This is a genomic window from Calidifontibacter terrae (assembly GCF_054778835.1).
In genome coordinates this window covers 277,875-297,816 of sequence record NZ_BAAGZF010000006.1, presented here as the reverse complement: position 1 = coordinate 297,816, position 19,942 = coordinate 277,875, and the positions used below count along the sequence as shown (strand labels likewise).

The window sequence follows — 19,942 nt, the reverse complement described above, 5'->3', positions numbered from 1 at the left end:
ACAACGTTCTGCGGATAGGGCGTGGTCAGCGCGGGAGGCGCGGTTGCTGCTGAGTGATGCAGTGGACCCCGCCGCCACGGGCAAAGATCTCTCGGGCATCGACGCCGACGACCTCTCGGCCCGGATAGGCCGCGCGCAGGACATCGAGCGCGCGCTCGTCGTGGGCATCGTCGAAGGTGCACGCGACGACTCCGCCGTTGACGACTAAATGGTTCACGTAGCTGTAGTCGACCGGACCCCCGTCGTCGGTCAGCGTGGCGGGAGCGGGAATGCGTACGACCTCGAGTCGGCGGCCGTGGGCGTCCGTCGTCGCGGACAACTGCTCGATGACCTGCTGGCTGACCGCATGGTCGGGGTGGCCCGGGTTCTCCTGGTCGTGCACCAGAACGCGGCCGGGCGCCACAAACGTGGCGACGATGTCGACGTGGCCGCGGGTGCCGAACTCGTCGTAGTCACGGGTCAGACCCCGAGGCAGCCAGATGCAGGTAGTGGCCCCGAGGCAGCGCGCCATCTCGGCCTCGATGTCGGCTCGCGTCGCCCCCGGATTGCGGCCCGGATCCAGTTGAACGGTTTCGGTGAGCAAGACACTGCCCTCGCCGTCGACGTGGATCCCGCCGCCCTCGTTGACGATGGGGGAGTCGACGACGGTCGCCTTCGCGAGGCCGCCGATCCGCGCCCCGACGCGCGCGTCGCGATCCCAGGTGGCCCAGGCCTGGGCGCCCCAACCGTTGAAGACCCAATCGACGGCGCCGAGCGATCCGTCGTCACCGATCACGAAGGTGGGGCCGATGTCGCGCATCCAGGCGTCGTCGAGTTCGGCCTCGACCACGCTGACTCCCGGGTCAACGAGCGCGCGGGCGATCTCGAGATCATCGGCGGTGGCCAGCAGGGTGACCGGTTCGAAGCGGGCGACGGCGTTGGCGACAGCGGCCCAGGTCCGGCGAGCGGCGTCGGCTTCTGCGTCGGCCTCGCCGAGGGTGTAGCCCTGGCTCGGGAACGCCATCCAGGTGCGGTCGTGGGGCGCCCATTCCGCCGGCATCAGCCACTGCCCGCTCATGCGTTCGGGTCCTCCCGGACGTGCTCGGGCTTGATGGGGTCGGCCAACGGGCCGTAGGTGTCAGGTCGGCGGGTCGACAGGAACGGGAAGAGGTCGATCCAGTCTTTGCCCTGAGCCAGGTCCAGATCGGCGACCAGCACCGCCTCCTCGTCGCGCGGAGCCTGCACCAACACCCGGCCGTACGGATCGGCGACGAACGAGGAGCCGTAGAAGGTGATCAAGCCCTCGGAGCCCGTACGGTTCGGCACCACCACGAACACGCCGTTGGCGATGGCGTGGGCGACGATGGTGTGTTGCCACAACGGCCGCGTGTCGAAGTCGGGGTGGTCGGGCTCGGAGCCGATCGCGGTCGGGTAGACCAGCACTTGTGCGCCGGCGAGGGCGTAGGAGCGCGCCACTTCCGGGAACCATTCGTCCCAGCAGGTCGGCATGCCGAGCTTGAGAGCAGGGTTCGCGACGGTCACCACCGGATACGGCTCGATGGCCGGCCCGGGGCGGAAGTATTTGTCTTCGTAGTAACCGGCGGTCACCGGGATGTGGGTCTTGCGGGTGCGAGCGACCAGTTCGCCGTCGGGACCGACGAGGATCGCGGTGTTGAGCCCGCGACCGTCGGCCTCCGGTGCCTTCTCGAACAGCGAGGCGTGCACGTGGACGCCGAAGTCCTTCGCGGCCTGCGCCGCGAAGGTGAACGTGGGTCCGGTGAGCAGCTCTTCGGCTGTCGCGTCGGCCGCACCCGACGGGAGCGAGTCGGCCGGATAACGCGACAGCGTCAGTTCGGGCAGGAAGACGATCGTGGCGCCTGCCCGCGTGGCTTGGTCGATGCCGTCGCGCAGCGCGGCGCGCAACTCAGCGGCGTCTTCGCGCCAATGGTGTTGCACCAGACCGACGCGTACGGGGGTGGTGGCGGCGTCCCCCACCCGGGCTAGGGAGGGGGGCACGTCGGTGGCAGTGATCAACCTCATGACGGGAAGTATGGCGGAACCCAGAGACCTGCGAGACTGCTTGAGTGCGGATCAGCGAGTTCTGGCAATTGGTCGATGACGAGTTCGGCTCCGGCCACGGTCGGATGTTGGTGCGGTCACACACACTGCGCGCCCTCGGCCACATCACGGGGCAGGATGCGATCGACGCCGGCCAGCCGCTGCGATCGATCTGGGTGGCGTTGTGTCGTGAGATGGACGTGCCCGAAAGTCGCTGGCTTGGCGTCGACCGGCCAGCCCCTCGAGGTGGCCGTCGCGGCGGCCCTACGGGTTGAACGCTCGGCGTAGACACGCCCCGACACGCTGATTTGGCGTTCGTACGAATGTTCGGAGTTTTGTCGTAGGCTGTTCCACAGGTGCCATCACCTGACCTCCTCATCCACAGGGTGTGAGGAAGATCCGGGAGGTTGTCGGTGGTGGCCCCTAGCGTCTGACCAGTCCCGCATCACCCCACCCTCGATGCGGACGGTCGCCGGTAGGCGCGATCACCACGACAGTCCAGGAGTGCAGCGATGGCAACAGCCACCGGCCCGGCAACGGCCGACAAGAACAACAAGATCAAGTCCCTCGACGCCGTCATGGCCCAGATCGAGAAGGCCCACGGCAAGGGCTCGGTCATGCGCCTCGGTGACGACATTCGTCCCCCGATCGACGTCATTCCGACCGGCTCGATTGCGCTTGATCTCGCGCTCGGCATCGGCGGTCTGCCGCGCGGCCGCGTCGTGGAGATCTACGGCCCGGAGTCCTCCGGAAAGACCACCGTCGCGCTTCATGCCGTGGCGAGCGCTCAGAAGGCGGGCGGAATCGCCGCCTTCATCGACGCCGAACACGCGCTCGACCCCGAATACGCCAAGAAGCTCGGCGTCGACATCGACTCGTTGCTGGTCAGCCAGCCCGACACCGGTGAGCAGGCGCTGGAAATCGCCGACATGCTGATCCGCTCCGGCTCGATCGACATCATCGTGATCGACTCCGTCGCCGCGCTGGTGCCGCGTGCTGAGATCGAGGGAGAGATGGGCGACAGCCACGTCGGTCTGCAGGCTCGCCTGATGAGTCAGGCGCTGCGCAAGATCACCGGTGCGCTCAACAACACCGGAACCACCGCTATCTTCATCAACCAGTTGCGCGAGAAGATCGGCGTCATGTTCGGTTCGCCGGAGACCACCACCGGTGGCAAGGCGCTGAAGTTCTACGCCTCCGTGCGACTCGACGTCCGTCGCATCGAGACCCTCAAGGACGGAACCGACGCGGTCGGCAACCGCACCCGCGTGAAGGTCGTGAAGAACAAGGTCTCCCCGCCCTTCAAGCAGGCCGAGTTCGACATCCTCTATGGCCAGGGCATCTCCCGCGAGGGCGGCCTGATCGACATGGGCGTGGAGCAGGGCTTCGTCCGCAAGGCAGGCGCTTGGTACACCTACGACGGCGACCAGTTGGGGCAAGGCAAGGAAAACGCTCGCAACTTCCTCAAGGACAACCCGGATCTGACCGACGAGCTTGAGCGCAAGATCAAGGAGAAGCTCGGCATTGGCCGCCGAGCTGACGACGCAGCCGACGAGGCTGGCGCAGCCGACTCTGGTGTGGGCGACAAGGCGAAGGACGCGAAGGTCGTCGCCGTCGACTTCTGATCGTGGGCAATCCGTTCGATGACCATCACGGTGGTCCGCCCGACTTCGTTGTCGAGGCGGACCACCGGGAGGTCGACGGCGACCCGGGCCCGCCCGCTCGATCGGCAGTTCAGTCAACGCCTCGTTCAGCAGCGCGATCGACCGAGCGGTCGGCAGCGAGGTCGACCGGTCGCGGGCGACGACAGCAGCGCAAGACCGCGCCGACCCCGGAGCAGGATTCCGACGCGAACCCCTACGACGTGGCGAAGGCCATCGTGCTGCGCCAGCTCACCATGGCCCCGCGCAGTCGCCACCAACTGGCCGAGAAGTTGCGCCAGAAGGGGTGTGACGATGACGTCGCGACGGCGGTCCTGGATCGGATGACCGAGGTCGGCCTCATTGACGACGAGGCTTACGCCCGGATGTTGGTGCGATCCCAGCAAGCCGGTCGAGGCCTGGCGAAGCGGGCGCTGGCCCAAGAACTGCGTCGCAAGGGAGTCGACGACGATGTCGTTCGCGACACCCTCGACGAGGTCGACCCAGATCAGGAGCGCGAGCGGGCCCGCGCGCTGGTGGTCAAGAAGATGCGCTCGATGCACGGCCTTGATGCGGCGGTGCAGACCCGTCGACTGGCCGGAATGTTGGCCCGCAAGGGCTACCCATCCTCGATTGCCTGGTCGGTGATCCGAGAGGCCGTCGCCGACGCGCCCGAACACCAGCGGGACTGATCGGCGGGGTCGCTCGGCCGGCCGATAGCACCCCTGGCTGACCGTTGCTGACCCAGGCGATGGAGCGCGTACCCTTGACCGGTCATGGCGAAGACCTACGAAGTGCGCACCCACGGGTGCCAGATGAATGTGCACGACTCCGAGCGGATCAGCGGGTTGCTGGAGTCGGCCGGTTTCGTCGATGTCGGAGCGCTGTCGCCGGGTGACCGGCCCGAGGTGCCCGACGTGATTGTCTTCAACACCTGCGCGGTGCGTGAGAACGCAGCCGGCAAGCTGTACGGCTCGCTGGGTCACCTGCGCCCCGCGAAAGACAAGAACCCGAACCTGCAGATCGCGGTCGGCGGTTGCCTGGCCCAAATGGATCGCGACACCATCGTCGAGCGGGCGCCCTGGGTCGACGTCGTCTTCGGCACCCACAACGTGGGCGCGCTGCCGGTGCTGCTGGAGCGGGCCCGTCACAACGCCGAGGCGCAGATCGAGATCGCCGAGTCGCTGGAGACCTTCCCCTCAACCCTGCCAACTCGACGCGATTCGGCCTACAACGGCTGGGTGTCGATCTCGGTGGGTTGCAACAACACCTGCACCTTCTGCATCGTTCCGGCGTTGCGCGGCAAGGAGAAGGACCGTCGGCCCGGTGACGTTCTCGCCGAGATCCGCGCGCTGGTCGACCAGGGCGTTGTCGAGGTGACCTTGCTCGGCCAAAACGTCAACAGCTACGGCGTCGAGTTCGGTGATCGCCAGGCCTTCAGCAAACTGTTGCGGTCGTGCGGCGACATCGACGGGCTCGAGCGAGTGCGCTTCACCTCGCCCCACCCAGCTGCTTTCACCGACGACGTCATTGATGCAATGGCCGAGACGCCGAACGTGATGCCGAGCTTGCACATGCCGCTGCAATCGGGCTCCGACCGGGTCCTGCGTGAGATGCGGCGGTCCTACCGCTCCGAGAAGTTCCTCGGCATCCTCGACCGGGTGCGGGACCGAATCCCGGATGCCTCGATCACCACCGACATCATCGTGGGGTTCCCGGGGGAGACCGAGGCCGATTTCGCGGAGACGCTGCGCGTGGTCGAGGCGTCCCGCTTCAGTTCCGCGTTCACTTTCCAGTACTCGATTCGCGCCGGCACCCCTGCCGCGACCATGGGCGACCAGTTGCCGAAGGCAGTGGTCCAGGAGCGTTTCGACCGGCTGCTCGCGCTGCAGGAGGAGATCTCCTGGGCCGAGAACCGGGCGATCGAAGGGCGCACCATCGAGGTGCTCGTTGCCCCGACTGAGGGCAAGCGAGACAGCGCCACTGGCCGCATGTCCGGTCGCGCCCAAGACAACCGCTTGGTCCACTTTGCGCTGCCGCAGGATGCAACCCGCGACGAGCTACCTCGCCCGGGTGACTTCGTCACCGTCGGCGTCACGTACGGCGCCTCTCACCACCTGCTCGCGGATGCCGTTCTGGAGGGCGGCCCGTTCGCCGTACGACGTTCGCGTGGCGGCGATGCCTGGGCGGCACTGCAGGAGGGCAAGGCGGCGGGCGCCACAGCCAAGCCGAAGGTCGCGCTGGGGATGCCGTCGATCGGGCAGCCGTCGCCGGTGGCCGCACCCTCCTGCGGCCTCTAGCTCACTCGCCGCGCAGAAATGCCGGCACCCGCTCCTTCGGGCGGCCGATGATCGCGCGATCGCCGCGGATCAGGACCGGGCGCTGCATCAGCTTCGGGTGCTCGGCCAGCAGGTCGGCTACCTGCTCCGGGGTGCGTACGTCGTCGTCGGCCAGCCCGAGCTGATGGAAGAGTGGATCGCGCCGCACAAGGTCGGCGGGCTCGTCCTCCAGCTTGGTGATCAGGTCGAGCAGTTCGGCGCGGGTCAGCGGGTGCTTGAGGTACTGCACCTCCTCGACGTCCTGGCCCTCGGCCGCATCGAGTGCGGCGCGGGAGGTCGAGCAGCGGGGATTGTGCAGCACCGTGACGTCGGACATGCTGCGACCCTACCCACGCAACAGGTCGCGCACCGTCGCGACGTGGGGCCCGAGCGCGCGACCGCGGGCCCACACGACCCCGATGTCGCGCACCGTGTCCGAGCCGCTCAACGGCACCATCGCGACCTCGTCGGGATAGCGGGCAGCATCCTCGGTGGGTAGCAGGGCGATCCCGATCCCCGCACCCACCAGGCCGGCGACGGTTCCCAGCTCTTGGCATTCGAAGGCGATGGTGGGTTCGAATCCGGCTGCGGCGCAGGCGGAGTCGAGTAACCGGCGAGTTCCGTAGCCGTGTTCGAGACTGACGAATGTCTCCTCACGCAGGTCGCTCATCCGCACCGAGGTCGCACCGGCCAGGGGATGTCTGCGCGGCACCCCGATCTGCAGCCGCTGGCGGTGCACCAGGCGCCAGGCGAGTCGCTCGTCGGCGGTGCGCGGCGCGACGATACCGAGGTCGAGTTGCCCGTCGGCGACCTTGGCCGACAGCGGGTCGGCCGCACCCTGCAGCAGTTCGAACCGGATCGTCGGGTCGTACGCGCGGGTGCGGGTGATGAGGTCCGGCACCATCCAGGTGCCGAAGGAGTGCAGGAACCCCAGCCGTACGGTGCGGGGTTCGTCCTGCCGCAGCCCGCGTTCGGCGAGGGCGAGTTCCAGATCGGCCCTGCGCACGTGGTCGACGAAGCGACGGCCATGGTCGTTGAGCGTGATCCGCCGTCCGTGCCGGTCGAACAGGGGTGTGCCCAGGCGTGCTTCCAGCCGTCCGAGCATCCGCGACAGGGTGGGTTGGGCGATGCCGAGCCGAGCTGCTGCGGCGGTGACGTTCTCCTCGTCGGCCAGCACCACCAGCCAGTGGACGGAGTCGCGCATGGCTCGATCGTAATGCGCTGGGAGCATGAGAAGGCGGCCGCTCGCACATTTCAGTTATCAATGGGATCCGGACATGCTGGCCGGTATGACCACGACCCCGGCCGGATACCGACGCGGCGACACCGGCTACCGCCGGATCACGCTCGCGCTCTTCGCGGCCGGAATGGCGACCTTCGTGGCGATGTACGCCGCGCAGGCGGTGCTCCCGGAGCTGACCCACGAGTTCTCGGTCAGCCCGGCGACGGCTGCCCTGACAGTCTCGGCTACTACCGGGACGTTGGCTCTGGCGATCGTCCCGGCGTCGGCGGTGTCCGAGCGGTACGGCCGGATTCGGATCATGGCCGGTGCCGCACTGGTCAGCGCGCTGCTGGGCTGCCTCGCGCCGCTCGCCCCGTCGATCGGAGTGCTCCTGGTGATCCGCGCGCTGCAGGGCGTGGCACTGGCGGGAGTGCCGGCCACCGCGATGGCCTACCTCGCCGAGGAGGTGCACGCCCAGGACCTCGGAGCGGCGATGGGCCGCTACGTCTCCGGTACGACGATCGGCGGCCTCAGCGGGCGCGTCCTCGCCTCGTTCGTCCTCGACCATGCGACCTGGCGATGGGCGCTGGAGTCCGCAGCGCTCGCCGCGCTCGGATTCACCGCGCTCTTCCTGGCCCGCGCCCCGCGGTCTGTCCACTTCGAGCCCGCCCCGATCGGCGTACGGACGACGTCCCGCAATCTGCTCGGTCACCTGCGCAACGCCCGCCTGCTGGCGATCTACCTGACCGCGTTCCTGCTGATGGGCGGCTTCGTGTCGGTCTACAACATGCTGGGGTTCCGGCTGTTGGCCGCGCCGTTCTCGTTGCCCGAGGCGGTCGTCGGCCTGGTGTTCCTGCTCTACCTCGCCGGCACGGTCTCCAGTGCGGTCGCCGGCCGGCTGGCCGATCGTCTCGGCCGCAAGACCGTGCTGGTCGGCGGCGAGCTCGTCGCCGCGGCCGGCCTGCTGCTGACTCTGCCGGGGAACCTGACATGTGTACTGGTCGGGGTGCTCATCTTCACCGCGGGCTTCTTCGCCGCCCATTCGGTGGCGAGCGGCTGGGTGAGCGCCATCGCCCGCGAGCATCGGGCGGAGGCCAGCGGCCTGTATCTGTTCGCCTACTACACGGGCAGCTCGGTGCTCGGTGCGGTCTCGGGCCTCGCGTACTCAGGAAGCGGCTGGAACGGCGTGGTGCTGTACGTCGGCGTCCTCTACCTGATCGCCCTCGGTCTGGCGGCCGTGATGCCGCTGCTGCGGCGTCGACGGGCCCGGTCGAGCTCTGCGGCCAGCGGGCTCTCAGGGCCCGCAGAGGCCTGAACTCACTCGCGTCGAAGGTGCTCGGCGGTCATGGCGCGTCCGAGACCGGGCAGCGTCAGTGCAGCCACCAGCAGCGCCCCGAGCAGTGCGCAGACCCACAGAACCATCAGGCCGACCGTCGGGAACGACCCGATCGCGTCGCCGAACGACAGGTACGTGTGTCCGGTGACCGAGCCGGCGAGCGTCGCGATCGACACGGCGGCGACCAGGGGTAGGAGCACTCCGACGAACTGCGCTCGGCGCAGAATCGCCGACGGGGTGCCGACCACCCGGATCACCGTCACCGCACGGCGCCGCTCGCCCGCACGATCCAACACATTCACCACGACCGCGAGAAGGCCGACGGCCATCACGAACGCGATCAACGTGTAGGTCATCGTGCGGTAGACCGCGACGTCGTCGTAGTTGCCCCAGTCCTCGCCGTCGAACAGGACGCCGGAACCGTCCAGGCGTGTTCCGGGCGCGAGCGTGAGGATCACGGCATCCGAAGCGACGCGCAGTCGTTCCATCACGCTCGGCGGGACGATCACGGGGTCGGTCGACCAGGACGTCCAGGTCGGGCCGTAGCCGCCGGCGGTCACGTCGTCGAAGCGAGCCGTGCCGTTCGATGCCGCTCGGACCGTGTGGCCGTGGAGCGTCGTAGTGGGCAGTGACCGGCTCCTGGAGCGGTCCGAGCGCGCCACCCAGGGCGCGTCGTCGCGACATCCGGTGACTTCTGCGATCAGGCGTAGCTGCGCGCAGGAGATGACGGCGGCCGGTGTCGCGGAGGTGTCCTGCGGGCTCCACCCGGCTGAGGCCGCGGTCACCCCCGGCGTACGCCGTGCCTGCTCGAGCATCGCCGACACCGAACTGCCCGAGACCGCCTGCTGGTTCGAGATCCGTACGTGCTGCATCGCCCACTCGGCCTCGCGGTACTGCGGTGTGGTGGTGAAGATGGTGAAGACCGACAGGCCGAACGACGCGGCGAACGTGGCCAACACCAGCCCGGCGAGCGCCCGTGAGGTGGCAGCCCGATCTGCCTCCATTCGGCGTCCCGTGATCAGTGCGGTGGCCCCGGGCAGCCGGCGGACCAGCCGTCCGATCAGGGCGCTCAGCGCGGATCCGGACAACATCAGGCCGACCAGACACGCGAAGAAGCAGATCGCCAGGGGCAGGACGCTGCGTTCGTCCTGGTGCTGCGTCTTCTGGTGCGCGGTGCCGACCAGGCCGACGACGAGGCCGGCGGCGACGACCAGTAGTGGCCACCACAGCAAGCGCCCCGCCCGTACGGTGCGTGCGTCGGCAAGCGCGGACTGGGTGGCACGCAGGGCCGGCAGGACCGAGCAGGCGGCGGCGACCGCGACCAAGCCGATCGTGGACAGCAGCGCCCACGAGTCGTGGGCGACGGGGACAGCCTTCGTCCAGCCGCGGTCCGCCAGCCAGCGCAGGGCAGCGTCGCGCAGCACCCACCAGGCGGCGAGGCCGGCCACGGAGCCGAGCGACACCAGGAGCGTCGTCTCGACCACGGCCACGGTCGAGGCGCCTGCTCGCCCCATGCCCAGCAGGCGGAGCGTGGCCAGCCGACGGTCGCGGGTCTGCGAACTCAACCGGCTCACGGTCAGCACCAGCACGACCACCGGCGCGGCCAGCACTCCGGACACGATCACGTAGGCGAGCTTGTCCGCCCGGGCGATGAAGTCGCCGGGGCGGTGCAGCGCGTACGGCAGGTCGAGACTGATCAACAACAGGGCCACGCCCAGCGCTGCACACCCCGCGACGGTGAGGATCCGGGCCCGACCTGCCCGTAGCGCGAGGCCGGCGCCCAGCCGGACGGCGGCGTTCACGGGTTCCGCACCAGGTCGAGCGCGCGCACCTGGCCGTCACGCAGGGTGACGTTGCGATGGGCGTACGACGCCACCCGAGGGTCGTGGGTGACCAGGACGACCGCGGCGTCGCGGCCTTCGGCTGCAGAGACGAGTGCCTCCATCACCATCTCGCCGGCCGCCGAGTCGAGAGCCCCGGTCGGCTCGTCGGCGAAGACGACCACCGGTTCGTGGACCAGTGCTCGGGCGACCGCGACACGTTGCGCCTGACCGCCGGAGACGGTCGCGACGGTTCCTCTCGCGACGTCCCCGACCCCGAGGTCCTCCAGCATCCGCGTCGCTCGACGTCGCGCTTCGGGACCGCGTACGCCTGTCAGTTGCAGCGGCAGCATCACGTTCTCGAGCATGGTCAGCTCGGGGATCAGATCGCCGAACTGGAAGACGAAACCCATCTGCCGCAGGCGGATACGACTGCGTTTTGCCTCCCGCAGCCGCGTCAGATCCAGACCGTCCAGCTCGACGCAGCCGGCGTCGGGGACGAGGACCCCGGCAAGGCAGTGCAGGAGCGTGGACTTCCCGGACCCGCTGGGGCCCATGACCGAGACGATCTCACCGCGCTCGACCTCGACCGACAGGTCCTGCAGAGCCTGAGTGGTGCCCAGGCGTAACGAGATGCCGCGCGCGGCGAGCAGGGTCATGAGATCTCCTTCGTGAGGTCGCCGATCCGCCGACCGGCGGTCTCGATCCAGTCGAGGTCTGCGGTGAGATGGGCCAGTTCGTAATCGCCGGCGAGGCGGTCCACCGCGTCACCGGTGCGCCGAGCGGCGGTGACCTCGCGCATGCGGTGCAGGAAGAGGTCGCGGTGGGCGTCGAGGACGTCGCGGGGGTCGAGGCCCGAGACCAGTGCGAGGATCACCTTCGTGAACAGTTCACTCGGCCTCCCGGCCGGGAGACCAGGGGTGCGAATCCACTGCTGGACCGTGCTGACACCGGAGTCGGTGATCGCGTACAGACGTTTGTCCGCCGCGTTCCCCTTGGCGAAGCCGAGGTCATCCAGGTGCCCGTCGCGTTCGAGCCGGGCGAGAGTCGAATAGATCTGGGCCGGGCGCAGCTCACGGTCCTGGCCGAACAGGCGATCGTAACGCTGCTTGAGCGCGAAGCCGTGGTTGGGCTCGCGCTGGAGCAAGGCGAGCATCGTCATCGGTACGGTCATGAAGTCAATGTAAACCGAGTGACTTCACTCAGTGCATATTGAATGCTGCGCGTGTCTCTTACGCTGAATCCGTGATCTCCCGCGCCCAGCAGTGGTGGTGGCCGACCTCGTAGGCGGGCCACCGATCCGAGACACCCGAATCCGAGACACCCCGAAACAACCGACGCCGCCTCGCTGCAGGCGGCGTTCGTGCGTGCACCCGTCGGTCGTTCGTGGCGAGGCCCTCCCCGAAGGGACCCACCATGACCGACGACAGCTTCGCCGCGGCGGCGCGTCGAGCTCGCCGCGGCTCCGGACCACCGGCGACGGGTGCTGGCGGAGAGCAAGCGCGGGCGAACGAGGTCACGGACGCAACGCTGGCGACCGTACGCAGCGCGATGGGCATGCTGCTCTGAGCTGCGCGTGGCAGGCTGCGCTCATGACAGGGATCGGCACCCCCGGCGGCTCGCCGGAGCGACCGGCGACGTTCTTCCGCGATGCCGCCGAGTTCCGCGCGTGGCTCGAGCAGAACCACGAGAGCGCGACCGACCTGTGGATGGGGCTGCGCAAGAAGCACGTCGCCGATCGCGGGTTGACCTGGGCCGAGGCGGTGCCGGAGGCGCTGTGCTTCGGCTGGATCGACAGCGTCGTGCAGCGGATCGACGAGGACACCGTGCGGCAGCGCTGGACCCCGCGACGCCCTGGCAGTGTGTGGAGCGCGGTGAACGTCGCTCATGTCGAACGGCTCACCCGCGACGGACGGATGCGGCCCGCCGGCCTGGCGGCGTACGAACGGCGCAGGGCCGAGCGCAGCGGGATCTATTCGTACGAGGCCGGCCTGCAGCTCACCGACGACGAACGCGCCCGTCTGCTGGCCGACCCGGCGGTCGCGGCGTTCTGGGAGATCGCCACCCCGTCGTACCGGAAGATCGCCGAGAACTGGGTGGCCGGCGCCAAGCGCGACCAGACCCGGCAGAGGCGGTTGGGCCAGCTCGCCGACGACTGCGCCCACGGCCGACTCATCCCGAACCAGCGGTACGGGAAGACGCCGAAGTGGCTCGAGCGGGCGGCCGCGGCTGCTGCGGCCGCCCGCTCGAACTGATCAGTCTCCCTTGACGTTGACGATCTGCCGCAGCGTGTGCCGGACCTCCACCAGGTCGGCGGCGTCCGCCATCACCTGGTCGATGTCCTTGTACGCCTGCGGGATCTCGTCGATGAAGGCGTCGGTGTCCCGGTACTCGATCCCGACCATCGCCGCCCGCAACTGCTCCTGGCTGAAGGTCTTCCGAGCCTTCGACCGGGAGAAGTTCCGTCCGGCACCGTGCGGAGAGCTGTTGAGCGACAGCGGGTTTCCCTTACCGACGACGACGTACGACGCGGTCCCCATCGAACCCGGGATCAGCCCGGGCCGACCGGTCTCGGCGTTGATCGCGCCCTTCCGGGACAGCCACACCCGCTTGCCGAAGTGGGTCTCCTGCTCGGTGTAGTTGTGGTGGCAGTTGATCCGCTCCTGCTGCTGCACCGGGGCTTCGAGCCAGTACTCCAGCTGCGTCACGACCCGGTCCATCATCTCCTCCCGGTTGAGCAGCGCGTAGTGCTGCGCCCACCGCAACTGCCGGATGTACCTCCAGAACTCGTCGGTGCCCTCGACCAGGTACGCGAGGTCCCTGTCCGGCAACGGGATCCACCACTTCTCGGCCAGTGTCTGCGCGACCTTGATGTGATGCGACGCGATCTTGTTTCCGACGCCCCGGGACCCGGAGTGCAGGAACAGCCATACCCGGTCCTGCTCGTCCAGGCTCACCTCGATGAAGTGGTTGCCCGAGCCGAGGGTGCCCAACTGCAGCTGCCAGCGTGCGGCATACGAAGCGGGATCGAAACCCGCTTCCTGCGCCATCGTGGACAATTCCTCGAGCCGGACCTGCGTGTGGTCACGTGAGATCCGCCGGTTCGCGGCACCCGCGGACAGCGGGATCGAGCGCTCGATCTGCTGCCGGAGGGTGGCCAGGTCGCCGGTCATGTCGAACCGGGTGAACTGGGTCCGCACCGCGATCATCCCGCAGCCGATGTCGACTCCGACCGCCGCCGGGATGATCGCCCCGAGGGTCGGAATGACCGACCCGACGGTGGCGCCCCGGCCCAGGTGGGCATCGGGCATCAACGCGAGGTGCGGGTGGATGAACGGCATGGAGGCCGTGAGCAAAGCCTGCTCTCGGGTGTTCTCCTCCAGGATGCTTGCCCAATTGAACAGGGTGTCGTTGATCTTCTCCATCGTTGATCTCCTTTCGCGTCGATGGACGCCGGACATGAGAAAGCGCCCGGTGGTTCCACCAGGCGCTCATGTCAGGTCGGTCGAAGTCAGTGACCGCCAGCGGCGCTGGTGAGGGGTTCGGGCAGGCCGAACGGGCGCTTGAGCGAGTGGCTCGAACGCTTCTCACACCCGATGTTCGGGCGCATGGTGGTCGCGGACATGTCGTCCAGCATGCCGGTGAGCTCTGCGCCGCGCCAGTGAATTTCGGGTGTCCGGCTGCGCCATCGGACCCGCCCGTACGCTGTCCGCATGCGTAGGGCGGTCGAGGTGCAGATCACCGGGAAAGTGCAGGGCGTTTTCTTCAGGGCGAGTTGCGCCGAGTACGCCCGCACCCTCGGGGTGCGCGGGTGGGTCCGCAACGAGCCAGACGGCAGCGTTCTCGCCCACTTCGAGGGTGGCTGGACCTCCGTGGAGGAAATCATCAGCTGGTGTCGCAACGGTCCGCGCCGGGCCGACGTCGACCAGGTCGAGGTCTTGAAAGTCCCGCCAATCGACGCCGATGACTTTGTCGTCGAGCGGTGAGCCGGGAGTTCGGCCAGCCGATCCGTGAAGCTGGTCAGTCGCCAGGCGTGAGCGCCAGCTCGTACCAAGTGCCGTGCTTGCCACCAAGGTCCTGCAGCGCAGCCGGCCCAACCGGCCGGAAGCCGACCTTGAGTAACACCCGCGCGGAGGCCGCGTTCGCAGTCGACACCGCGGCGCGGATCCGACTGACCTGGTGGCGCGATTTGGCGATCTCGAAGTCCAGCACGGCCTGCTCGTGGTCCGCCCGCAGCAGTTCCAGTTCGGCCATGACCGCAGCGTAGGTGAGATCGACTCAGCCGGTCCGCGCGGCGGTGAGCCGCTCGTACATGGTCTGGCACTCGGAACACCCGCAGGTCCGGGTGGCATGCATCGAACCCGCGTTCCGCACCGACCCGGGCGCGCACAACTCCTCGAGAACGAAGCCCGGCAGCCGGAACGTGGGCGCCAGCCGGGGAGGTGTTTCGCGTCGGACGGATCCGCCGTTGCAGCATGCGCAGTCGGTGTACGACCGGTTCCGGGGGTCGTGGATCGCGCTGCGGTGATCGCAGTCCAGGCAGACGTGCTCCAACTGGCTCATGCCGGGGTCTCCGCGAGGTATCGGAGCGACGAAGGAGCGCAGAACGTCGGGTGATTCACGACGGAACGACTTCCGGCCGGATCGGCATGATCAAGTTCAGATAGCCGTCCTCACCGACGACGACCACCGGCGCAAGATGTCCGTCGAGGTGCAGGACGGCGCGATCGCCTGCGGCACCGAGCGCGTCCAGCAGAAACTCGTCGCGAACCAGAACCCCACCCAGGTCGGATCGGGTCGCGGGAAGTGGCGACAGTCGGGTCATTCCGGCGAGTTTTGATGCGTCCGGAAGGATCACGTCGATATCCGGGTAGTCACCCGGGACCACGGCAGAGATGAGGTCGATGTCGGTGCTACGCACGGTGATTCGATCACCGAGCAGGTCGAGCGACACGACGGCGGCGGTGCCCGCCAGCAGTCTGTCAACCAGGGCGGCAGGCAGCACCGCTGACCCTGTGCCCGTCGTGGCACGCGCCGTCAGCGGTGCTCGCGCGAGTCGATAGCGGTCGGTTGCCGCCAACGCCACAGACCGGTTACCGACCGTCAGCCGCACGCCGGCCAGCACCTCGTACGACGGGTCGGTCGACACCGCGAACCGCACCCGGCCCAGTGCCTCGCGCAGCGCGTGACCCTCGACCTCCACGGTGAACCGAGCTGTCACTCGGCGGGCCCGAATTCGGGAGACCTCGCCGCGAGCGGCATCGATCGCTACTTCCAACCGGCGTACGTGTTCCTCGAGCAGGGCATCGAGGGCCTCGGTGTCGTCACGCAACTCCAGCGCGACCCGAAGATCGTTGACCGGCAACCCGATTCGGCGCAGGGACGCCAGCAACAAGGCATCCGCGACCTGGGTTCCCGCGTAGCGCCGGTAGCCCGTGGCCGGATCGACGGAGGCGGGCACCAACACCTCGTTGCGATCGTAAAACCGCAGGGCGCTGACGGTCAGCCCGCAGCGAGCGGCGAGCGTTCCGATCGTCATGAGGTCGTCTGTCCCGAGGTTCATGGCGCTCACCCTGCACCCTGAAGCAGGTTGAGGGTCAAGCCACAATGGGTGCGTGCATCCCATCGTCGCCGTCGTCGGCCCCACCGCCACCGGGAAATCCGACCTGGGTGTTGCCCTCGCCGAGCGCCTCGGCGGCGAGATCGTCAACACCGACGCCTCGCAGCTCTACCGCGGTATGGATATTGGAACGGCCAAGCTCACCGAGGCCGAGCGCGCGGGGATCCCACACCACCAGCTGGATGTCCTCGACGTGACTCAGGAAGCGAGTGTTGCTGCCTATCAACGCCATTCGCGCGCTGATATCCGAGGGATCCGCAGCCGGGGGAGTGCGCCGATTCTCGTCGGGGGATCCGGTCTGTACGTGCGCGCCGCGACCGACGTCCTGGAGATCCCACCGACCGACCCCGAAGTGCGCCGCCGACTGGAGCAGGAACTCGACGAGCACGGCGCCGGGGCGTTGTACGACCGCCTGTCGCGCGCCGACCCGATCGCCGCGGCCAACATCCTGGTGAGCAACCGGCGCCGAATCGTCCGCGCGCTGGAAGTCATCGAACTGACCGGGCGGCCGTTCAGCGCCACCATGCCGCGTCGGGAGTTCCTCGAACCGACGGTCCTCATCGGTCTTGACGCCGACCGTGAGGTGCTCGACACCCGGATCCAGGCGCGTACGCAGGTGATGTGGGAACGCGGCCTGCTCGCGGAGGTGCGGGGGCTCGAACCGGACGGGTTGCGCGACGGCAGAACTGCGAGTCGCGCGATCGGCTACGCCCAGGCCCTCGCCCAGTTGGACGGCGCTCTCACCCAAGAACAGGCGATCGAGCAGACCGCGCAGGCGACCCGGCGGCTCGTACGACGGCAGTTCTCCTGGTTCCGCGCCGACTCGAGGATCACCTGGTTGCCGCATGACGCGCCTGATCTGGTCGAGCGGGCGCTCGCCCTGACCGGCACAATGGCCGGGTGACCACTTTCGACTTCGTCAAGGGCCACGGCACGCAGAACGATTTCGTGCTGGTGCCCGACCTGGACGGTTCCCGCGACCTCAGCCTCCGGCAGGTCGCCTTCCTGGCTGACCGCCGGGCAGGAATCGGCGGCGACGGTGTCATCCGCGTTGCGCCCATCAGCGCGGCTCCGACTGAGGTGCGCGACGCCAGCCCAGCGGCCCGCTGGTTCATGGACTACCGCAACAGCGACGGTTCCGCGGCCGAGATGTGTGGCAACGGAACCCGGGTCTTCGCCGCCTTCCTGATCGAAGAGGGCCTCGAGACCGCGGACACCTTCGCGATCGCCACCCGCGCGGGGCAGAAGCAGATCACCCGCGTCGCCGACGGATTCGCTACCGACCTCGGCCCGTGGCGGCTTTCGCGCGAAGTGGAGGCGAACGAACGCGGCATGGACTCGGTGGTGCAGGTCATCGGGGCGCCCGACCCGCTGCCCGCGCTCAGCCTCGACCTGGGCAACCCGCACACCGTGGTGGCGTTGCCGACGCAATTCGACTTGTCCGGACTCGACCTGACGACCGCTCCGCGCGTCGACCCCACCCCGGAAAAAGGCACCAACGTGGAGTTCGTCCGCGCCATCGAGCACGGCCACATCTCGATGCGGGTGCATGAACGTGGAGTCGGCGAGACACGCAGCTGCGGAACCGGCGCTGCCGCGGCAGCCCTGGCGACCTGGTGGTGGGGCGGTCAGCCGGCCGATCAGCTGGACTGGATCGTTGACGTGCCCGGTGGTCGTCTCGGCGTCCACATCGCCGCCGACCAGGTGGCGCTGTCCGGACCGGCCGAACTGGTCGCTCGGGGAACGGTCACGCTGCCCGACGCGTGACCCGCAGAATGCGGAACCCGCGCACGCTGGTGAACCGCTCGGTCTCCAACGCGGGCAACCTGTCGGTGAGCCAGCGCTGCAACGAGTCGGACCCAAGGTTGCGCTGCACCACCAGGTAGGCCGCCCCGTCGTCGCTCAGCCGCGGCAGCCAGGTGGTCATCAACTCGTGCAACACCGCCTTGCCGACCCGGATCGGCGGGTTTGACCAGATCAGGTCGAACCGCGTGTCCGCCGGAACGTCGTCGGCAGGCGAGACGTGAATTCCGGTGAGCCCCAACGAAACCGCGTTCGTACGGGTGAGGTCCAGCGCGCGCTCGTTCACGTCGACCGCGTAGACGGTCGCCGCCGGTGAGGTGAGCCCGAGGGTGAGGGCGATCGGCCCCCAGCCACAGCCGAGGTCCAGGAAGGTCCCCTGCGCCGGCGGCGTCGGGGCGTGCTGCAGCAAAACGGTGGTGCCCTGGTCGATCCGGTCGGGGGAGAAGACGCCGCCGGCGACCGTCACTGGATGCGTACGTCCGGCCAGCGGCACGTTGATGGTGCGCCGCTGCGCATCGCCTGCCGGATCGGCGCTGAAGTAGTGATCGGTCACGGGCAGCAGCGTACGGCCGACGACCCGGGGGCGCGGAACCTGGCATAAACAGTTCGCACCCGGCGTTGAAGACTGCGATCCTGAGGAGAACATGACTTCACATCCCGACTTCACTGACCGCCGCGCCGCCGCACTCTCTGCCGACGACGACATCGAGTTGCGCTACGACGACGACGGCTTCCTGCTCGACGACGCCAGCAGCGATGGCGACCAGCTCGACCGCGCCGAACGCGCGGCGCTGCGTCGTGTCGAAGGGCTGTCCACCGAACTTCAGGACGTCACCGAGGTCGAATACCGCCAGTTGCGCCTGGAGCGCGTGGTGCTGGCGAACGTCTGGACCGAGGGCAACGTCGAGGACGCCGACAACTCCTTGCGTGAACTCGCGGCGCTCGCCGAAACCGCTGGTTCGACCGTCTTGGCCGGCGTCACCCAGCGCCGCAGCAAGCCCGACCCCGGAACCTGGCTCGGCTCCGGCAAGGCGCAGGACCTTCGTCAGATCGTCATCTCCGAGGGCGCCGACACCGTCATCGCCGACGGCGAACTGGCTCCTAGCCAGCGCCGCGCGCTGGAAGACGTGGTCAAGGTGAAGGTCATCGACCGCACCGCGCTGATCCTGGACATCTTCGCCCAACACGCGAAGTCCAAAGAGGGCAAGGCCCAGGTCGAACTGGCCCAGCTGCAATACCTGCTCCCGCGGTTGCGCGGTTGGGGTGAGTCGATGTCGCGGCAGGCCGGTGGCCAGGCCGCCGGCGGGCAGGGCATGGGTTCGCGTGGCCCGGGTGAGACGAAGATCGAGCTCGACCGTCGCCGGATCAACTCCCGCATCGCGAAGCTGAAGCGCGAGATTGCCTCGATGAAGACGATCCGTGACACCAAGCGCCATGGCCGCAAGGTGAACGAGGTTCCCTCGGTCGCGATCGCCGGCTACACGAACGCCGGAAAGTCTTCGATCCTGAACCGGCTCACCGGCGCGGGCGTGTTGGTCCAGAACCAGTTGTTCGCCACCCTCGATCCGACCGTGCGCCGGGCCGAGACCGCCGACGGCCGGCCCTACACCTTGGTCGACACGGTCGGATTCGTTCGCAACCTGCCCCACCAACTGGTCGAGGCGTTCCGTTCGACGCTGGAAGAGGTCGGCGAGTCCGACCTGCTGCTCCACGTCGTTGACGGATCCCACCCCGACCCGGAATCGCAGATCAGCGCGGTGCGCGCGGTGTTGTCCGACGTTGGTGCCACGGATGTCACCGAGGTCATCATCATCAACAAGGCCGATGTCGCCGACCCCGAGGTCATCGACCGCCTGCTGCGCACCAACCCGAAGTCGGTGGCTGTTTCGGCCCGCACCGGAGCCGGGTTCGACGAGCTCTTGGCGCTCATCGAGAACCAACTGCCGAAGCCGGACATTCGGGTCGAGGTGTTGCTGCCGTACGACCGTGGTGACCTGCTCAGCCGACTGCACGACGAGGCAGAGATCGTCTCCAGCGAACACACCGGCGCCGGAACCCACATCCACGCGAAGGTGAAGTCGGCGTTGCAGGCTGCACTGCGGGACTACGCCGTTTCGGCGGATCGTTAAGTGGCAGGCTGCTCCTC

The 19,942-nt window shown here is 68.4% G+C and carries 22 protein-coding genes; 11 read left to right on the top strand and 11 right to left on the bottom strand.

All coding sequences use genetic code 11. From position 1 onward, the window contains the following. Positions 1 to 25: 25 nt before the first annotated feature. Together ACYU98_RS09605 and ACYU98_RS09600 are read right to left on the bottom strand one after the other, a co-directional pair. On the bottom strand, positions 26 to 1,057 hold the full coding sequence (locus ACYU98_RS09605) for an agmatine deiminase family protein (RefSeq protein ID WP_460467986.1): 1,032 nt from the start codon (positions 1,055 to 1,057) through the stop codon (positions 26 to 28). After that, the gene (locus tag ACYU98_RS09600; RefSeq protein ID WP_460467985.1) at positions 1,054 to 2,019 is read right to left on the bottom strand and encodes a nitrilase-related carbon-nitrogen hydrolase; all 966 of its coding nucleotides are present in this window, start codon (positions 2,017 to 2,019) and stop codon (positions 1,054 to 1,056) included. The genes ACYU98_RS09605 and ACYU98_RS09600 overlap by 4 nt, the downstream gene beginning before the upstream one ends. 44 nt (positions 2,020 to 2,063) lie before the next feature. Between ACYU98_RS09600 and ACYU98_RS09595 the strand changes: the two genes are divergently transcribed. The 4 genes from ACYU98_RS09595 to miaB all read left to right on the top strand — a co-directional run bounded on the left by ACYU98_RS09595 (position 2,064) and on the right by miaB (position 5,977). Beyond that, the gene (locus ACYU98_RS09595) at positions 2,064 to 2,312 is read left to right on the top strand and encodes a DUF3046 domain-containing protein (RefSeq protein ID WP_460467984.1); all 249 of its coding nucleotides are present in this window, start codon (positions 2,064 to 2,066) and stop codon (positions 2,310 to 2,312) included. Positions 2,313 to 2,615: 303 nt separating this feature from the next. Next, positions 2,616 to 3,662: a recombinase RecA gene (gene recA, locus ACYU98_RS09590; protein WP_460468357.1), complete on the top strand. Its 1,047-nt coding sequence runs from the start codon at positions 2,616 to 2,618 to the stop codon at positions 3,660 to 3,662. 2 nt (positions 3,663 to 3,664) lie between these two features. Next, positions 3,665 to 4,369 (top strand): regulatory protein RecX, encoded by a 705-nt coding sequence (locus ACYU98_RS09585; RefSeq protein WP_460467983.1) that lies wholly within the window; start codon positions 3,665 to 3,667, stop codon positions 4,367 to 4,369. Positions 4,370 to 4,453: 84 nt separating this feature from the next. Then, positions 4,454 to 5,977: a tRNA (N6-isopentenyl adenosine(37)-C2)-methylthiotransferase MiaB gene (gene miaB / locus ACYU98_RS09580; RefSeq protein ID WP_460467982.1), complete on the top strand. Its 1,524-nt coding sequence runs from the start codon at positions 4,454 to 4,456 to the stop codon at positions 5,975 to 5,977. 1 nt (position 5,978) lies between these two features. Here the strand turns inward: miaB and ACYU98_RS09575 are convergent, their stop codons facing one another. Continuing rightward, complete coding sequence (locus tag ACYU98_RS09575; protein WP_460467981.1) at positions 5,979 to 6,332, bottom strand: ArsC/Spx/MgsR family protein; 354 nt, start codon at positions 6,330 to 6,332, stop codon at positions 5,979 to 5,981. Between the two features lie 9 nt (positions 6,333 to 6,341). After that, entirely contained in the window at positions 6,342 to 7,199 is an 858-nt protein-coding gene (locus tag ACYU98_RS09570; protein WP_460467980.1) for a LysR family transcriptional regulator, read from the bottom strand. Positions 7,200 to 7,284: 85 nt separating this feature from the next. On the opposite strand from ACYU98_RS09570, the gene ACYU98_RS09565 reads away from it, so the two are divergent. Next, on the top strand, positions 7,285 to 8,532 hold the full coding sequence (locus tag ACYU98_RS09565) for an MFS transporter (RefSeq protein WP_460467979.1): 1,248 nt from the start codon (positions 7,285 to 7,287) through the stop codon (positions 8,530 to 8,532). Positions 8,533 to 8,534: 2 nt separating this feature from the next. Here ACYU98_RS09565 and ACYU98_RS09560 read toward each other — a convergent pair whose 3' ends face one another. Genes ACYU98_RS09560 through ACYU98_RS09550 form a run of 3 tightly spaced genes read right to left on the bottom strand, consistent with a single transcriptional unit; the run spans position 8,535 to position 11,547 of the window. Continuing rightward, a complete protein-coding gene (locus tag ACYU98_RS09560) occupies positions 8,535 to 10,355 on the bottom strand; it encodes an FtsX-like permease family protein (RefSeq protein ID WP_460467978.1) in 1,821 nt (606 codons plus the stop codon). Next, complete coding sequence (locus ACYU98_RS09555; RefSeq protein WP_460467977.1) at positions 10,352 to 11,032, bottom strand: ABC transporter ATP-binding protein; 681 nt, start codon at positions 11,030 to 11,032, stop codon at positions 10,352 to 10,354. The genes ACYU98_RS09560 and ACYU98_RS09555 overlap by 4 nt, the downstream gene beginning before the upstream one ends. Continuing rightward, the gene (locus ACYU98_RS09550; protein ID WP_460467976.1) at positions 11,029 to 11,547 is read right to left on the bottom strand and encodes a PadR family transcriptional regulator; all 519 of its coding nucleotides are present in this window, start codon (positions 11,545 to 11,547) and stop codon (positions 11,029 to 11,031) included. The genes ACYU98_RS09555 and ACYU98_RS09550 overlap by 4 nt, the downstream gene beginning before the upstream one ends. 242 nt (positions 11,548 to 11,789) lie before the next feature. Here ACYU98_RS09550 and ACYU98_RS09545 point away from each other — a divergent pair, with 242 nt between their 5' ends. Continuing rightward, entirely contained in the window at positions 11,790 to 11,942 is a 153-nt protein-coding gene (locus ACYU98_RS09545; RefSeq protein WP_460467975.1) for a hypothetical protein, read from the top strand. A 23-nt stretch (positions 11,943 to 11,965) separates the two neighbouring features. Next, the gene (locus tag ACYU98_RS09540; RefSeq protein WP_460467974.1) at positions 11,966 to 12,628 is read left to right on the top strand and encodes a YdeI/OmpD-associated family protein; all 663 of its coding nucleotides are present in this window, start codon (positions 11,966 to 11,968) and stop codon (positions 12,626 to 12,628) included. Here the strand turns inward: ACYU98_RS09540 and ACYU98_RS09535 are convergent, their stop codons facing one another. Beyond that, positions 12,629 to 13,798 carry an RtcB family protein gene (locus ACYU98_RS09535; protein ID WP_460467973.1) on the bottom strand — a complete coding sequence of 390 codons (1,170 nt, stop codon included), beginning with the start codon at positions 13,796 to 13,798 and terminating at the stop codon, positions 12,629 to 12,631. 288 nt (positions 13,799 to 14,086) lie between these two features. On the opposite strand from ACYU98_RS09535, the gene ACYU98_RS09530 reads away from it, so the two are divergent. Further along, positions 14,087 to 14,359, top strand: coding sequence for an acylphosphatase (locus tag ACYU98_RS09530; protein ID WP_460467972.1), 273 nt, complete (start codon positions 14,087 to 14,089; stop codon positions 14,357 to 14,359). Positions 14,360 to 14,393: 34 nt separating this feature from the next. On the opposite strand, the gene ACYU98_RS09525 is transcribed toward ACYU98_RS09530, so the two are convergent. Both ACYU98_RS09525 and ACYU98_RS09520 read right to left on the bottom strand, forming a co-directional pair. Next, the gene (locus ACYU98_RS09525) at positions 14,394 to 14,627 is read right to left on the bottom strand and encodes a hypothetical protein (protein WP_460467971.1); all 234 of its coding nucleotides are present in this window, start codon (positions 14,625 to 14,627) and stop codon (positions 14,394 to 14,396) included. Between the two features lie 364 nt (positions 14,628 to 14,991). Then, positions 14,992 to 15,936 (bottom strand): DNA polymerase III subunit beta family protein, encoded by a 945-nt coding sequence (locus tag ACYU98_RS09520; protein WP_460467970.1) that lies wholly within the window; start codon positions 15,934 to 15,936, stop codon positions 14,992 to 14,994. Between the two features lie 61 nt (positions 15,937 to 15,997). On the opposite strand from ACYU98_RS09520, the gene miaA reads away from it, so the two are divergent. Together miaA and dapF are read left to right on the top strand one after the other, a co-directional pair. Next, positions 15,998 to 16,897, top strand: a complete 900-nt coding sequence (gene miaA / locus ACYU98_RS09515) for a tRNA (adenosine(37)-N6)-dimethylallyltransferase MiaA (RefSeq protein ID WP_460468356.1) — start codon at positions 15,998 to 16,000, stop codon at positions 16,895 to 16,897. Next, positions 16,894 to 17,760, top strand: a complete 867-nt coding sequence (gene dapF / locus ACYU98_RS09510; protein WP_460467969.1) for a diaminopimelate epimerase — start codon at positions 16,894 to 16,896, stop codon at positions 17,758 to 17,760. Before miaA ends, dapF begins: the two co-directional genes overlap by 4 nt. Here dapF and ACYU98_RS09505 read toward each other — a convergent pair. Further along, positions 17,741 to 18,349 (bottom strand): class I SAM-dependent methyltransferase, encoded by a 609-nt coding sequence (locus tag ACYU98_RS09505; protein ID WP_460467968.1) that lies wholly within the window; start codon positions 18,347 to 18,349, stop codon positions 17,741 to 17,743. The genes dapF and ACYU98_RS09505 overlap by 20 nt on opposite strands. Before the next feature lie 91 nt (positions 18,350 to 18,440). Between ACYU98_RS09505 and hflX the strand changes: the two genes are divergently transcribed. Next, positions 18,441 to 19,925 (top strand): GTPase HflX, encoded by a 1,485-nt coding sequence (gene hflX, locus ACYU98_RS09500; protein ID WP_460467967.1) that lies wholly within the window; start codon positions 18,441 to 18,443, stop codon positions 19,923 to 19,925. Positions 19,926 to 19,942 lie beyond the last annotated feature (17 nt).